This is a genomic window from uncultured Methylobacterium sp., from assembly GCF_964251405.1.
Lineage (GTDB): Bacteria > Pseudomonadota > Alphaproteobacteria > Rhizobiales > Beijerinckiaceae > Methylobacterium.
In genome coordinates, this window is the sequence record NZ_CAXUJR010000018.1 from 32641 (window position 1) to 47726 (window position 15086).

Below are 15086 nucleotides of genomic sequence, written 5' to 3' on the forward strand. Positions count from 1 at the left end.
TTCTCTCAATCCTGCAGGAACGGGTTCGTCAGCCGCTCCTCGCCCAGCGTGCTCGTCGGGCCGTGGCCGGGGATGAAGGCGATGTCGTCGCCCAGCGGCAGGACCTTTTCCTTGATCGCGCGGATGAGCTGGTCGTGGCTGCCGCCGGGGAGGTCCGTGCGGCCGACCGAGCCCTTGAACACCACGTCGCCGACGAGGGCGAAACGCGCGTCCCGGCTCGCGAACACGACGCTGCCCGGCGAGTGCCCAGGGGCGTGGACGATGTCGAAGATCAGCCCGCCGACCTCGACGATGTCGCCCCCCACGAGCCAGCGGTCCGGCGTCACGGCGCGCGCGCCGTCGAGGCCGTAATTGGCGCCCGTCTCGGGCAGGCTGTCGAGGAGGTAGCGGTCGGCCTCGTGCGGACCCTCGATCGGCACGCCGAGCCGGTCCCGCAATTCGTCGGCGCCGCCGGCATGGTCGATATGGCCGTGGGTGAGCAGGATCTTCTCGATCGTGATGCCCTGGTCGGCGATCGCCGCCACGATCCGGTCGAGGTCGCCGCCGGGATCGACCACGGCGCCGACCTTGGTCTCGTCGGACCAGATCAGGGTGCAGTTCTGCTGGAAGGGCGTCACCGGGATGATTCCGGCGCGGGGCGTACCTGGCATCGGGACCGCTTTTCTCGAAGAGGCGCCGTCGGGCGCGGGGAAGGCGCCCTTCGGCGCGGATGACAGCCTCTCTAGCGCGGGACGCGCGCCCGTGCGACTCCGTCCCTATCGGGCGTCAGGAAAAAGCCGACCGCCAAACTTCGGCCTCGCCTGCCCGTTAGCGGGCGGAGAGGAAGGGGACGCTCGAGATCGGTCCGGGGCGCCGCTTTCCCCTACCCCTCCGCCTCGTTCCCTTGAAACGCCAACCGGGGTAGACCCTTGCCGTCATGCTGAGAACCGCCTTCGTCGCCGCCCGGGACCGCCAGCGCCTGGGCGAGATCACGGCCGTGCTCATCGGCTACGGCGTCAACAAGGTGGTCGATCGCCTCGGCATCGCGCACGTCGCCCGCTTCGCCAAGCGCAAAGCACCGCGGGTGGACATCACCCGGCTGTCGCAGCCCCAGCGGGTCCGGCGCGCTATCGAGACCCTGGGGCCGACCTTCGTCAAGCTCGGGCAGATCCTGGCGAGCCGGCCCGACCTGCTGACCCCGGAATGGACCGACGAGCTGGCGCGGCTCCACAGCCAGGTGGCACCGGTGCCGTGGGAGCGGATCCGGCCGCAGCTCGAGGCGGATCTCGGTGGCACGCCGGACGAGGTCTTCGCCGAGTTCGACACCGTGCCGCTGGCCTCGGCCTCTATCGCACAGGTCTACCGCGCCCGCCTGCATACCGGCGAGGAAGTGGTGGTGAAGGTCCTGCGCCCCGGCCTGCGCAAGGTCATCGAGGCCGACCTGCGCCTCCTGGCGCATGCCACCCGCATCGTGGTGGACGAGTGGCCCGAATTCGGGCGCTACCAGCCCCAGGAGCAGATGCGCCACCTCGCCGGCGGCCTCTACGGCGAGCTCGACCTCATCAACGAGGCGCGCAACTGCGAGACCATCGCGGCGATCTTCTCCGAGCGCGACGACGTCGTCGTCCCGAAGATCCACTGGGAATGGACCTCGGAACGGGTCCTCGTCCAGGAATTCATCCACGGCATCCCGCCCAACGACCATCCCCGCCTCGACGCGGCCGGGATCGACAAGGTGCTGCTCGCCCAGAAGGGCACTGACGCCTTCCTGCAGATGGCGCTGATCGAGGGCGTGTTCCACGCCGACCCGCATCCCGGCAACATGCTGGCGATGACCGGCGACCGGATCGGCTTCATCGATTTCGGCATCATCGGCCGCCTGTCGGAGCGCCGCCGGACCCAGCTCCTGATGCTGATCGGCGCCATGCTCAAGGAGGATGCCGACGGGCTGATGGCGGTGCTCCTCGACTGGACCGGTTCGAGCAACCCGGATCTCACCAAGCTCGAAGGCTCGTCGCAGGCCTTCATCAACCGCCATGCCGGGGCGGCCCTGAACTTCAGCGACCTCCTCACCGACTTCATGACCATGGCCCGCGAGAACGACCTGGCCATGCCCACCGATCTCGCCATCCTGTTCAAGGGGCTGGTGACGGCCGACGGCGTGATGCGCCAGCTCGACCCGAAATTCGACCTCTTCACCGCCGCCGGCCCCACCGTGAAGAAGCGGCTCGCCTCGCAGTTCTCGATCAAGGGCCTGACCCGCAAGGTCGAGGCGGTGGGTGCCGGCCTGTTCGGCGCGGCCTCCGAGCTGCCGACCCTGATCCACCTCATGCTGGTGCGCCTGAAGCAGGGCCGCGTCACCGTCGAGATCGAGGTCAAGGGCATCGACAAGCTGACTCGCGGCATCGAGCGGGCGGCCGCGCGCGTCGCGGTGGCGCTGATCGTGGCAGCCTTCGCGACGCAATTGGCGCCGCGCTTCATGGATCTCGGCACCCCGGCCTTCATCACCGTGGGGATCGGCGTGTTCGTGATCGGGATCGGCTGGCTGGTCCTGCTGGGACGGAACAAGTAGGCGGGCGGGCACCGTCTTGCGGCAGAGACGTCGTGACGCGACGTCGGTCATTCCGGGCTCTGCTTCGCAGGCCTGGAATGACCAAGGGAGGCGCCGCACCTCCACAAAACAGCCGCCTTGTGCATCGCATATTCATCGGCTCGGGCGCAGTCTCCTGAGCGCCCCCCTGACATGCCTGGTCCCGCGCGCCTTCGATGAACATCATCCTGATCAAGCTGTTCGCGACGGCCCTGACGCTCAGCCAGGTCACGACCCGGCCCGACGCGGTGAAGACGCAGTTCGATCCGGCGACCGACGGGCCGCAGGTGGTGCAGATCCTGCGCGATGGCTGCGCCCATATGCGCAAGGCCTTCGACATCGAGGACATCAACCTCGACGACCTCATCTCCACGGCCATGGAGGACCCCTCGGCCGTGGCGGGCGCGTCGGCCCCGAAGATCCTGCACGGGCTCGACATCGGTGAGCTCAACACGAGCTACCGCCAGTTCTGCAAGGGCGAGAGCCCGAAGGACTCGCCGTTCGACGCGGCCGCCGTCATCGCGTTCTACAACAAGGCCGCTGCCGACCTGCCGACGGCCGAGACGTGGAAGGACCCCAAGCTCCCCGGCGTGAGCCTGATCCTCGATCGGGCGGGAAAACGCTTCTCGGAGACCTTTGAGGCCAACGGCCGGCGCCTCGTGGTGCCGATCGCCACCGTCCCGGCGCGCGTCCAGAAGGCTTTCGTGGCAGCGGAGGACAAGCGCTTCGACACCCACAAGGGCATCGACGAACGCGGCGTCATCCGCGCCTTCATCGCCAACCTCGCCTCGCCGGGCCGTCCGGCGGGCGGCTCCACCATCACGCAGCAGGTGGTCAAGAACCTGATGGTGGGCGACGACGTCACCTACGAGCGCAAGATCCGCGAGATGATCGTGGCGGCGCGCCTCGAGCGCATCCTGAGCAAGCCTGAGATCCTCGGGCTCTACCTCAACGCGATCTATCTCGGCCGCGGCTCCTACGGCATCGAGATGGCGGCGCGCAGCTATTTCGGAAAGTCGGTGGGCGCGCTCACCCTGCCGGAAGCGGCGCTGCTCGCCGGCATGCCGAAGGGTCCGAACTTCTACAGCCCCGACCGGTACCCCGACCGTGCGCGCGAGCGGCGCGCCTACGTGCTGGCCCGCATGAAGGACGAGGGCGTCATCACCGAGGCGGAACTCGCCGAGGCGGCCAACGCGCCGCTCGGCCTCGCACCGGCCGAGGCGACGCGACGCGATTCCGGCTTCTACGTCGTCGACCACCTCGCCCGCGAGGCACGCACCTTCGCGGGCCTCGAATCGCTCACCGCCGCCTCCTACACCCTGCGCTCGACGATCAATGCCGGCCTGCAGCGGGCCGCGGAGTCCGCCCTGCAGGACGGGCTCGCCAACTACGAGCGTGCGACCGGACGCCAGGTCTACGAGGGTCCGGAGTTCAACCTCGCGGAGAGCATCCGCAAGCTGGAGGGCGGGAGCGCAACGCCACCGATGGTCAACGGCGTGCCGCTCCTCGTCGGTGGCGAATCCAAGGTCGCGACGGTGACGCCGCCTCCGGCCAGCGCTCCGGTGACCAAGCCTGCCGGCAGCAAGGCCGCGCGCGGGGCCAAGGGAGCCGATGCGAAGACCGGCGAATCGAAATCCACGGACCCTAAGGTCCCTGCGCAGAAACCCGCCTGGCAGCGTGCCCTGGAGGCGGCGCGGCCGGTGCTCTACGACGTTCATTGGCCGCTCGCCGTCGTGCTCGATCCGGGTCGCGGCGCCGTGAAGGTCGGCCTCGCCGACGGCCGCACGGCGAGCCTCGATCCCGGGCCGGCGCGCGGACGACTTCAGGCCTACGACGTGGTGCGGGTGAAGCTGCGCGGCGCCAATGGCAAGACGCCGACCGCCAAAGCGCTCGTTGCCGAGATCCGCGTCCGTCCGGTCGTGCAGGGCGCCGCGGTGGTGCTGGAGAACCGCACCGGGGCGATCCTCGCCATGGCCGGGGGCTTCTCCTATCCGGTGAGCCAGCTCAATCGCGTGACGCAGACCGTGCGCCAGCCGGGCTCGACCCTCAAACCCCTGACCTATCTGGCCGCGCTCAACGCTGGCCTCCAGCCCAACACCCTGGTGCTCGACTCCCCCGTCACCCTGCCGCCGATCGGGGGACTCGGCGATTCCTGGTCGCCCAAGAACTACGACGGCGGCGGCTCGGGGGCGACAACCCTGCGCCGCGGCCTCGAATTCTCGAAGAACCTCGTCACCGCGCGCCTGCTGCAGGGCGGCATCGCGTCGTCCGCTCCGGCGAGCCTGCAGCGGATCTGCGACCTTGCGCTTGAGGCCCAGCTCTACGCCGAATGCGAGCGCTACTACCCGTTCGTCCTCGGCAGCCAGCCGGTGCGGATGCTCGATCTCGCCGCCTTCTACGCGGCCATCGCCAACGAGGGCGCGAGGCCGGCCCCCCACGTTCTGCAGGCGGTGGAGCGCGACGGCAAGCCGCTCTACCAGCGTGCCCCCCGCGAGCCGGTGCGGATCGGCTCGGCCGACGGGATCGCCTTCTACCAGCTCAAGACCATGCTGCAGGGCGTGACCCATCACGGCACGGCCGCCGCCCTGGCCCGCGTCTCGGGCGCCGTCGCGGGCAAGACCGGCACCTCCGAGAACGAGAACGACGCTTGGTTCGCTGGCTTCTCCAACGAGGTCACGGTGGTGGTCTGGGTCGGCTACGACAACGCCGACGGCACCCGCAAAACGCTGGGACGCGGCCAGACCGGCGGCCACGTGGCGGTGCCGATCGCCGGCAGCATCTTCCAGGCCGCCTGGGCCAACGGTGTCGCCAAGACGCCGCTGGCGCCCCCATCGGCGGCATCCCGGCCCTACCTCGTCGATCTGCCGGTCGATGCGCGCTCGGGCGAGCCCCTCGCCGATGGCGGCGTCATGGAGCATTTCCGGGTCAGGGACGGCCGCATGGCCGAGACGCGCTACAGTCTGGTGCCCGGCCAGACCCGCACCGCCATGCGCCCGGATGCCGAGGACGGCGATCTCGAGGGCGTCGACACCGCCCCGGATGCCGGCGCCGACCCCGACGACGACATCCTCGGCATCCCGGCACCGCGGCGCCGGGCCGAGGCCGACCCGCTCGATCCCTTCGGCGGGCGCGGCTCGGCGCTGCGCGGCCGGCGTGACGCGGAGACCTATCAGCCCTGGCCCGGCGCGCAGCGCTCGCCCTTCGGCGAGGAGGAGGCCTATCCGAGGCCGCGCCGGCGCGACCCCGATTATCTCTTCGGCGGCGACCCGCGCTACTGAGCGCCGCCTCTCCTTCCATCGCGAAAACCCGAGGCACCGACGTGCACACGCAGCTTGCCGCGACCCTTCTTCTCGGCGTTCTCCTGATCGATCCCGCCGCCGCCCAGCAGCCTATGCCGACCCCGGCCGCCCTCTCCGAGCGCATCAAGGATGTCGGTTCGATCAATGCGGCGGGGCTCTCCGCCCTCAAGCCCGGCACGATCCTGTTCACCGACCACCGCGACACCCCGGCGAACCCCGAGAGCGGGCTCATTCCCTATCTCGATTGGGGCAAGGCGCGGCCGGCCGAGCGCGCGGCGCTTGCCCCCTACCCGGCCTATGCGGAGCCGGATTACACGATCACCGTCAACGGCGTGTCGAAGCCTCGCCACGAGACGCTCAAGGTCTACGTGGCGCAGGGGCGTTTCGTGCTGCCCAAGGCTCCCGAGGCGGTCGACCTGTCGAGCTATGCCACCCTCGCCTTCGTCTCGAAGATGGACCCGGTGATCCGGCACAAGGCGCTGAGCCCCGCCGACGTCACCCCGACCAAGGACCCGGCCGCCGCCTTCGCCAAGCGTCCCGACCGGCCCTGGTGCGCGCCCGGCACCGTCTGCATCGAGTCGCGCTACGATCTCGAAGGCAAGCTGCCGCTGGGCGTGAAGCTCGCCAACAGGCTCGAGGACGGCGCCTCGAAGAAAGTCGCCGAGTTCGTCTCGTTCCAGAGCGAGCTGCGCATCCTGCCCCCGGCCGAGGCGGCGGGGCTGACCGCCCTGACCGGCATCGACGCGCCGGTGGCGGGCGGCCTCGAGCAGACGATCTTCTGGGTCAACCAGATCCTGCGTTTCGGCAAGTTCCTGGCCGTGGTCCAGCCCGTGCCGGGCGAGCCGGGGAAAAGCGTGGTCACCACCTACATGGCCCTGGCGATCAAGGCCGATGTGCTGGAGCGCAAGCAGGAATACGCCCGCGTCCCGGTTCTCAAGAACCTGCTGCCGGCCCAGGTGCTGATGGGCAACTCGTCCTTCAACACCGGCACGTCGATCAGCGCCGGCCTGCCGGTCTATGCCCGCAACCGGCTCGCTGCCTTCGCCGAGGCCCTGGCGAAGAACTGAGCCGGACCGGTCGGCGCATGCCCGATGGGATCGGCCGCACCGTCCATCATGGGCCGCGACCGCGGCCCTTCCGGCGCTAGCTCCCGGATCATCCTCCGCTTCGCTCCGGGCGTCCGGGGCAGGGCGAAAGGGACGCGACGATCCCGGGTCGTCCCGAGCGGCTCTCAGTTCCCTCGGAACATGATCGAAGGCAGGTTCGGCGCCGTGTACTGGCGGTTCACGTCGCGGCGGGTCTGGGTGCCGTTGGTATTGCTCGACTGACGGTAGTTGTTGGTGTCGAAGGTGTCCGACAGGGCGCTGCGCCCGCTCGGGCTCGTATCGGTGCTGTTGCAGGCGGCGAGGCCACCGCACAGGGCGGCGGCGAGGATGAGGGGGCGCAGGCGCATCGCGAAGGGTTTCCCGGCTGTTCGGTGGTCAGCCGTCGTGATGCCGTGGGACGGCTCGCGTCAAGCGCATGATGAACGGGACGTCGACGGTTCCTGCGCAAGTGAGGTGGCGGAGCCACGCAAAATAGACCACGGCGTCACGTCGCCGCCCGTCGCCGGCACTATTCCCGGGACAGAACGGCTTGCCGGTCTGGTCTTCCGCCGACCTTTGCGCGCAGATGGCGTCGATGAGCAACGTAGTTCCCTTCCGACGGCCTGAGGCCCCCGAGACGCGCGTCGACGTCGTGGCGGTGGCCGACGACCTGTTCGCGCTCCTGGATCAGCTCCAGGACCTCAGCGCGCGGGCCGCGCAGATGGGCCGCCCGACCCGCGAGGTCGAGCGTACGGTCCAGAATCTGCTCGACGCCGTCACGGCCGTGGAGCGCGCCCTCGATTGCATCGGCGAGGGGCAAGAGGCCGGACAGGGCTGAGTTCCTAGCCGACGTTGATGGAAGCGGGGCGGTTCACCCGGAATCATCGCTCACATGACAAGATTGTTTCGGTTACTGTCTACAAGTCGACGGACGAACGGCCAAGCTATAAGCTAAGGCGGGAGGTGCACAGTGAACGCATCGCAAGCCATGCCGCCCGCGACCCAGCCACTCTTCGACGGCAACCTCCTCCTCAAGTCGCTGACGACGGAGGATCGCGGCCTGCTGGCTCCGCACATGGAGGTCCGTCGCTACCAGCGCGGCGAGACGCTGTTCGTCGCCGGTGCCGAGGTCTCGTTCATCTCGTTTCCCTGCGACCAGACCGTGGCGACCCTGATCATCGCCATGAGCGACGGGCGCAGCGCCGAGACGGCCACGATCGGCCGCGAGGGCGCGGTCGGCGGCGTGGTCAGCAATGGCTGCCTCCCGGCCTCGACCACGGCGGTGATCCAGATCGGCGGCCCGGTCCTGCGCATCGACGCGCTCCGGCTCCAGGATGCCAAGCGCCGGTCCGCGACGGTGCGCAACCTCTTCACCCGCTATTCCGACTGCCTGCTCGCGCAGGTGCTGCAATCGGTGGCCTGCAACGCCCTCCATCCGATCGAGGAGCGCTGCCTGCGCTGGCTCCTGACCCTTCAGGACAGGATCGGGACCGACGTCCTGCCGGTGACGCACGAATTGCTGGCCGCGATGCTCGGCGTGCAGAGGACCTACCTCACCCGCATCCTGCGCACGCTGCAGCAGCAGGGCCTGATCGAGGTCGGCCGCGGCCGCATCACCATCCTCAACCGCACGGCGATGCAGGAGGTGGCCTGCGAATGCCACGGCGTCGTCGCCAAGCACTACGAGGACGTGCTCGGCGCGGTCTACGGCCCGTCCGGCCGGCTCGTCGCCCTCGACCCGCCGACGCAGCCCCCCGACGACGAGCCGACCCGGGCGCCGGAAGTGGTCTGACGCGAGGTTGCGCCGATGCGACCCGCCGAGCCGGTTCGGCACGATTCCGCGGCTGTCCCGTCCGTTGGATCGCACGAGGCTGAACCGATCGGTCGCTGGACGCTTAAGGCAGGGATGGATCAGCCCCTCGACCGCCTCCTCCGCTCCTCGTCGATCCTCGCCCTCGTGGTCGAGGACGAGACCGTCATCCGGATGGAGACGGCCGATCTCCTCAGCGTGGCGGGGTTTTCGGTCCTTGAGGCCTGGAACGCCACGACGGCCTTGCGCCAGTTCGAGCGCCATCCGGGCATCCGCCTCCTCGTCACCGACGTCCAGATGCCCCGCGGGCTCGACGGGCTGGCCCTGGCCCGCACCGTCGCCGAGCGCTGGCCCGATGTCGGAATCGTCGTGATCTCCGGCGTCGCCACCCCCGCCCCCGGCGATCTTCCCGATGGCGCCCGCTTCATCGCCAAGCCGTTCACGCCTCGGACCGTCCTGGCCGAGATCGAGGCCCTGATCGGGTTGGGCGAACACTGACGTGGCCGGAGGTCGGACAGGCCCCCGCGGCATGCTGTCCGGGTGCGGTTGCCGATGTACCGCTTTCGTTCTAGCAAGGCTGCGTGGTCGACCCGAGGCGTCGGCTGTCTTTAGCTCGGCTGCACGAGGGCCGATCCGTCACCGCTGCGCGCTCCCCGAAGAGACCTCATGGCCAAAGCCAAAGCCGCCGCGAAGCAGGCCGCCGACATCGAGAAGATGTTCGATGGCGCCCGCGACGCCCGCGTCATCTCGGTGCGCGGCGCCCGCGAGCACAATCTCAAGAACATCGACCTGACGATCCCGCGCGACCGCCTCGTTGTGTTCACGGGCCTGTCGGGCTCGGGCAAGTCGTCGCTCGCCTTCGACACGATCTACGCGGAAGGCCAGCGCCGCTACGTCGAGTCGCTCTCGGCCTATGCGCGCCAGTTCCTCGAGATGATGTCGAAGCCCGACGTCGACCAGATCGACGGGCTCTCGCCGGCGATCTCCATCGAGCAGAAGACGACGTCGAAGAACCCGCGCTCCACGGTGGGCACGGTCACCGAGATCTACGACTACATGCGCCTGCTGTGGGCGCGGATCGGCATCCCGTACTCGCCCGCCACCGGCCTGCCCATCGAGAGCCAGACGGTGAGCCAGATGGTCGACCGCGTGCTCGCCATGCCGGAGAAGACGCGGCTCTACCTGCTGGCGCCCGTGGTCCGTGGCCGGAAGGGCGAGTACCGCAAGGAGATCGCCGAGTTCCAGAAGAAGGGTTTTCAGCGCCTGCGCGTCGACGGCGAGTACTATGCCATCGACGATGCGCCCAAGCTCGACAAGAAGCTCAAGCACGACATCGACGTCGTGGTCGACCGCATCGTGGTGCGGGCCGATATCGCGGCCCGGCTCGCCGATTCCTTCGAGACCGCCCTCGAACTCGCCGACGGCATCGCGCTCATCGCCCACGCGGAGGCCGCCGAGGGGGAGCAGCCCGAGGAAGTCACCTTCTCGCAGCGCTTCGCCTGCCCGGTCTCAGGCTTCACCATCGCGGAGATCGAGCCGCGCCTGTTCTCCTTCAACAATCCCTTCGGCGCCTGCCCGACCTGCGGCGGCATCGGCCACGAGATGCGGATCGACCCCGAACTCGTGATCTCCGACCCGCGCCTCAGCCTGAAGCGCGGCGCCGTCGGCCCCTGGGCGAAGTCGACCTCGCCCTATCACGGGCAGACCCTGGACGCGCTGGCCGAGCATTACGGCTTCAAGACCGGCGTCGCCTGGTCGGCTCTGCCCGAGAGCGCGCGCACCGTCGTGCTCTACGGCTCGGGGCGGGACTCGATCCGCTTCGCCTACAACGACGGCCTGCGCGCCTACGCGGTCAACAAGCCCTTCGAGGGCGTGATCCCGAACCTGGAGCGCCGCTACAAGGAGACCGAGAGCGACGCCTCCCGCGACGAGATCTCACGGTTCATGAGCGAGACTCCTTGCGCCGCCTGCACCGGCAAGCGCCTCAAGCCCGAGGCTCTGGCGGTCAAGGTGACGATGCAGGACATCGGACAGGTCACCGCCCTCTCGGTGCGCGAGGCGCACCGCTGGTTCTCGAAGCTGTCCGACAAGCTGACGCCGAAACAGAACGAGATCGCCGCCCGCATTCTCAAGGAGATCCGCGACCGCCTCACCTTCCTCGTCGATGTCGGGCTCGACTACCTCACCCTGGCGCGCGGCTCGGGCTCGCTCTCGGGCGGCGAGAGCCAGCGCATCCGCCTCGCCTCGCAGATCGGCTCGGGGCTCACCGGCGTGCTCTACGTCCTCGACGAACCCTCGATCGGCCTGCACCAGCGCGACAACGAGCGCCTGCTCGGCACCCTCAAGCGCCTGCGCGACCTCGGCAACTCGGTCATCGTGGTCGAGCACGACGAGGACGCGATCCTGCAGGCCGACTACGTCGTCGACGTCGGCCCCGGAGCCGGCATCCACGGCGGCCGCATCATCGCGCAGGGTACGCCGGCGGAGGTCCTGAAGAACCCCGCCTCGCTCACCGCCAAGTACCTCACCGGCGAGATGAGCGTGCGGGTGCCGACCGCCCGGCGCAAGGGGGGTAAGGGCCGGCTCACGCTAGTCGGCGCGCGGGGCAACAACCTCAAGGAGGTCAGCGTCCACATCCCGCTCGGCACCTTCACCTGCGTGTCGGGCGTCTCGGGGGGCGGCAAGTCCACGCTCATCATCGACACGCTCTACAAGGCGGTGGCCAAGAACCTGAACGGGGCGATGGAGCACCCCGCGCCCTTCGACCGCCTGGACGGGCTGGAGCACCTCGACAAGGTGATCGACATCGACCAGTCGCCGATCGGGCGAACCCCGCGCTCGAACCCGGCCACCTATACGGGCGCCTTCACGCCAATCCGCGACTGGTTCGCCGGGCTCCCCGAGGCCAAGGCGCGCGGCTACCAGGCCGGGCGATTCTCGTTCAACGTCAAGGGCGGGCGCTGCGAGGCCTGCTCGGGCGACGGCGTCATCAAGATCGAGATGCACTTCCTGCCCGACGTCTACGTCACCTGCGACGTCTGCAAGGGCCGCCGCTACGACCGCGAGACCCTGGAGGTGAAGTATCGCGAGCGCTCCATCGCCGATGTCCTCGACATGACGGTCGAGGAGGCCGCCGACCTGTTCAAGGCCGTGCCCTCGATCCGCGAGAAGATGGAGACCCTGGCGCGGGTCGGCCTCGGCTACGTCAAGGTCGGCCAGCAGGCCACCACCCTGTCGGGGGGCGAGGCCCAGCGGGTAAAGCTGTCGAAGGAGCTCTCGAAGCGCGCCACGGGGCGCACCCTCTACATCCTCGACGAGCCGACCACCGGCCTGCACTTCCACGATGTCGCGAAGCTCATGGAGGTGCTCCACGAGCTCGTCGACCAGGGCAACACCGTGGTGGTGATCGAGCACAACCTCGAGGTCATCAAGACCGCCGACTGGGTGATCGACATGGGGCCGGAGGGCGGCGACGGCGGCGGCCGGGTGGTGGCCGAGGGAACGCCCGAGGAGATTGCCAAGTCGAAGGCGAGCCATACCGGCCGCTTCCTGCGCGACGTGCTGGCGCGCCGCCCGCTGATCGCGCCGGCCGCGAAGGTGCGCGCCTCGGCCAAGTAGCGTCGTGCCCCGGCCCCGGCCCTGACGCCGCGTGGCGGCATCACCCCGCCGAACGCCGAGTTCCCGTTGATTCGGGCGCGCCTGCCGGTCTCCGGCCCGGTGTGCGCCGCCCTCCCGGCAAAGACCGACGCATCGGCGCCCGGTTCCACTTGCGCAAGGATCCAAGCTGGATTGCGCATTGCTCCCGCTTGAGGCTCCGCAACCAAGCGATTGAGTAAATTGCGTTATTCTCCCGAGGATCTGCGGACGAGGCCAAGACGAGCGCGCCGGGAGGAGCTCCTAGTTCTTAACAGATCCTTTCACTGCAGTGCAGCCAAATTGCGACTTTTGCGCAACGGTCGATTTGGAACTGCCTCGTTGGCGAGCATCCCTCTGTCATTCACCACGAACCTGTAGAATAGTTCTCAGCGTTGAGACGCGACTTGGGGCCGCAATGGGGGGCCACGGATCACCTGCAAATCATGCCGCGATCAAGCGGTGGACCGGCAGGATGGTGCGTAAGGCTGCGTCGCGGACGCCTGAAATCCTTGGGAAGGAAAAGAGAAAATGTTGAAGAATTGGCTCGCCGCGGGAGCGGTGGCGCTCTCCGTTGGCATGACTGCGACGGCGTCTTTCGCTCAGACCACGACCGTTCCGGGTGAGCAGGTCGGCCTCGCCACCGGTGCTCCGCTGCCGGAGGGCATCTATGCCCTGGACACATTCCTCTACCGCCAAAACCGCAACACCGCTCCGGGAGCCGTCGATGTCGGCGTGAACGTTCCGGTCCTCGTCTGGTCGACCCCGTTCGTTCCGTTTGGTGGCCGCGTCGAGCTCCTCGTCGCTCCCCCGACCGTGTTCGCCTTCGGTAAGAACAGCGGCCCGAACGGTTCCCGCGATCTGTCGATCAACGTCGGCACCTTCGTCGGCGGCATCTGGGCATTCGACCTCGGCGGCAACGTCGGCGTCAGCTTGCTCGGCGGTGTCTACCTGAACGACCTCAATGGTGATCGCGGCGTTCTCGTGAACAACGCCGGCACCACCTTCGCCACGCCGGTCCTGCCGCAGCTGGCCTCCAACACCTACCGCGCCGGTATCGCGATCAGCTACACCGGTGACGGCTACAACCTGACCGCCAACCTGACCGGCAACTTCTACGACTCCCCGGCGACCTTCGGCGGCAACAACTTCTTCGGTACCCGCGGACCGTTCATCATCTCCGACTCGCTGAACCTCGACCTCACCGCGACGAAGAAGTTCGGCAAGTTCGAGATCGGCGCCATCGGCTACGGCACCGCCAACCTCGACACCAGTGTCAACAGCCTTGCCTTTGGTAACCGCGGCAGCTTCTCGCTCGGTGGTCTCATCGGCTACGACTTCGGACCCGTTACGGCGCAGTTCTATGCCGCTCGCACCGTCGCTACGGCGGTTCGGCGTAGCGAGACCACCGAACTTTGGGGCCGCCTGATCGTGCCGCTGTACTCGCCGACCCCGGTCGCATCTGCTGCTCCGATCATCCGCAAGTACTGAGAACAGCGACCCGGGGCGCGATCAGCGTCCCGGCCCGCCTCGACAAGAGCCGCTTGACCCTCCGGGGTCAGGCGGCTTTTTTCATGGAACGTCGTCACGGGTCGTGCGTGCAAATCCTAACATGGATGAAACCTTCCTGGCGGCTGCCCCGTAAAGCAGCCCATCGCCCCGAGAAGGGGTTGACCATGAGGATACGTCCACGATGACCAATGCCCGTCGCTCCCTGGCCTCCAATCTGGCCGCCCTCGCCCTCGCCGTGTCGGTGGGCGCCGCCCTGCCCGTGGCCGCGCTCGCCAAGAACCCGATGGTCGGCGGCGCCCCGATGTATGCCTCGAAGACCATCGTGGAGAACGCAGTCAATTCGAAGGACCACACCACCCTCGTCGCCGCCGTGAAGGCCGCCGGTCTTGTCGAGACCCTGTCGGGGCCCGGACCGTTCACGGTGTTCGCGCCGACCAACGCCGCATTCGCCAAGCTGCCGGCCGGGACGGTCGAGACCCTGGTCAAGCCCGAGAACAAGGGCACCCTGACGTCGATCCTCACCTATCACGTGGTCCCGGGCACCTACACCGCCAAGGACCTGATGGCCGAGGTCAAGAAGGGCAACGGCGAGGCCTTGCTCAAGACCGCCAATGGCGGACAGCTTCTCGTCACCACCAAGGGCAAGAAGGTCTACGTCACAGACGCCAAGGGCGGCACCGCCACCGTCACGACCGCCAACGTGATGCAGTCCAACGGCGTCATCCACGTCGTGAACTCGGTGCTGACGCCGTAAGGCGCCCACAAACACCTTCTCCCCTCTGTGGGAGAAGGTGGCCCGCGAAGCGGGTCGGATGAGGGGAGCGACTTATCCGGAAGCGTCGCATCCCTCTCCGGTCTCTCCGCGACCACCCTCCCCCGCAGAGGGGGGAGGGTCACGGTGCCTCACCCTGCCCGGCTCAGCCGCCTCGCCCCGTCGAACCGGTTGAGGAAGCGCGGCTCCTTCTCCGGGGCGATGCGGATGGCGAGGTGGATCGTGCCGCCCTCCTCCTCGCGCCGGTCGAGCACCTCGGCATTCTCGTACAGCCAGTGCAGGGAGCCGCCATCCTCGGGCGGCAGCACGACCGCGAAGGTCGAGCGATGCCGTGCGATCCGCGCCTCCATGCGGCTCGTCAGTGCCGACAGGCCCTCCCCCGTCACCGCCGAGACGAGGACCGGGG

11 protein-coding genes and 1 pseudogene are annotated in these 15086 nt (G+C 68.6%); 9 read left to right on the forward strand and 3 right to left on the reverse strand.

The features are described 5' to 3' along the window. Positions 1–5: 5 nt before the first annotated feature. Entirely contained in the window at positions 6–650 is a 645-nt protein-coding gene (locus ACFE7U_RS05525; RefSeq protein ID WP_375408731.1) for an MBL fold metallo-hydrolase, read from the reverse strand. Positions 651–916: 266 nt separating this feature from the next. Between ACFE7U_RS05525 and ACFE7U_RS05530 the strand changes: the two genes are divergently transcribed. The 3 genes from ACFE7U_RS05530 (at position 917) to ACFE7U_RS05540 (ending at position 6935) form a co-directional block, all read left to right on the forward strand. Then, a complete protein-coding gene (locus tag ACFE7U_RS05530; protein WP_375408732.1) occupies positions 917–2551 on the forward strand; it encodes an ABC1 kinase family protein in 1635 nt (544 codons plus the stop codon). Positions 2552–2745: 194 nt separating this feature from the next. Then, positions 2746–5847, forward strand: coding sequence for a penicillin-binding protein 1A (locus ACFE7U_RS05535; RefSeq protein WP_375408733.1), 3102 nt, complete (start codon positions 2746–2748; stop codon positions 5845–5847). 41 nt (positions 5848–5888) lie between these two features. Further along, positions 5889–6935, forward strand: a complete 1047-nt coding sequence (locus tag ACFE7U_RS05540; protein WP_375408734.1) for a hypothetical protein — start codon at positions 5889–5891, stop codon at positions 6933–6935. A 164-nt stretch (positions 6936–7099) separates the two neighbouring features. Here ACFE7U_RS05540 and ACFE7U_RS05545 read toward each other — a convergent pair whose 3' ends face one another. Then, positions 7100–7321 carry a hypothetical protein gene (locus ACFE7U_RS05545; protein ID WP_375408735.1) on the reverse strand — a complete coding sequence of 74 codons (222 nt, stop codon included), beginning with the start codon at positions 7319–7321 and terminating at the stop codon, positions 7100–7102. A 227-nt stretch (positions 7322–7548) separates the two neighbouring features. Between ACFE7U_RS05545 and ACFE7U_RS05550 the strand changes: the two genes are divergently transcribed. The 6 genes from ACFE7U_RS05550 (at position 7549) to ACFE7U_RS05575 (ending at position 14662) form a co-directional block, all read left to right on the forward strand. Further along, positions 7549–7791 (forward strand): hypothetical protein, encoded by a 243-nt coding sequence (locus tag ACFE7U_RS05550; protein ID WP_375408736.1) that lies wholly within the window; start codon positions 7549–7551, stop codon positions 7789–7791. 150 nt (positions 7792–7941) lie between these two features. After that, positions 7942–8745 (forward strand): Crp/Fnr family transcriptional regulator, encoded by an 804-nt coding sequence (locus tag ACFE7U_RS05555; RefSeq protein WP_375408741.1) that lies wholly within the window; start codon positions 7942–7944, stop codon positions 8743–8745. 114 nt (positions 8746–8859) lie between these two features. Beyond that, on the forward strand, positions 8860–9261 hold the full coding sequence (locus ACFE7U_RS05560; RefSeq protein ID WP_375408737.1) for a response regulator: 402 nt from the start codon (positions 8860–8862) through the stop codon (positions 9259–9261). Between the two features lie 168 nt (positions 9262–9429). Continuing rightward, complete coding sequence (uvrA, locus tag ACFE7U_RS05565; RefSeq protein ID WP_375408738.1) at positions 9430–12381, forward strand: excinuclease ABC subunit UvrA; 2952 nt, start codon at positions 9430–9432, stop codon at positions 12379–12381. Positions 12382–12927: 546 nt separating this feature from the next. Then, positions 12928–13887 carry a transporter gene (locus ACFE7U_RS05570; protein ID WP_375408739.1) on the forward strand — a complete coding sequence of 320 codons (960 nt, stop codon included), beginning with the start codon at positions 12928–12930 and terminating at the stop codon, positions 13885–13887. A 202-nt stretch (positions 13888–14089) separates the two neighbouring features. Beyond that, positions 14090–14662 carry a fasciclin domain-containing protein gene (locus ACFE7U_RS05575; RefSeq protein WP_375408740.1) on the forward strand — a complete coding sequence of 191 codons (573 nt, stop codon included), beginning with the start codon at positions 14090–14092 and terminating at the stop codon, positions 14660–14662. A gap of 149 nt (positions 14663–14811) precedes the next feature. Here ACFE7U_RS05575 and ACFE7U_RS05580 read toward each other — a convergent pair. Beyond that, a pseudogene (locus tag ACFE7U_RS05580) lies at positions 14812–15086 on the reverse strand (GTPase HflX); the annotation flags it as partial.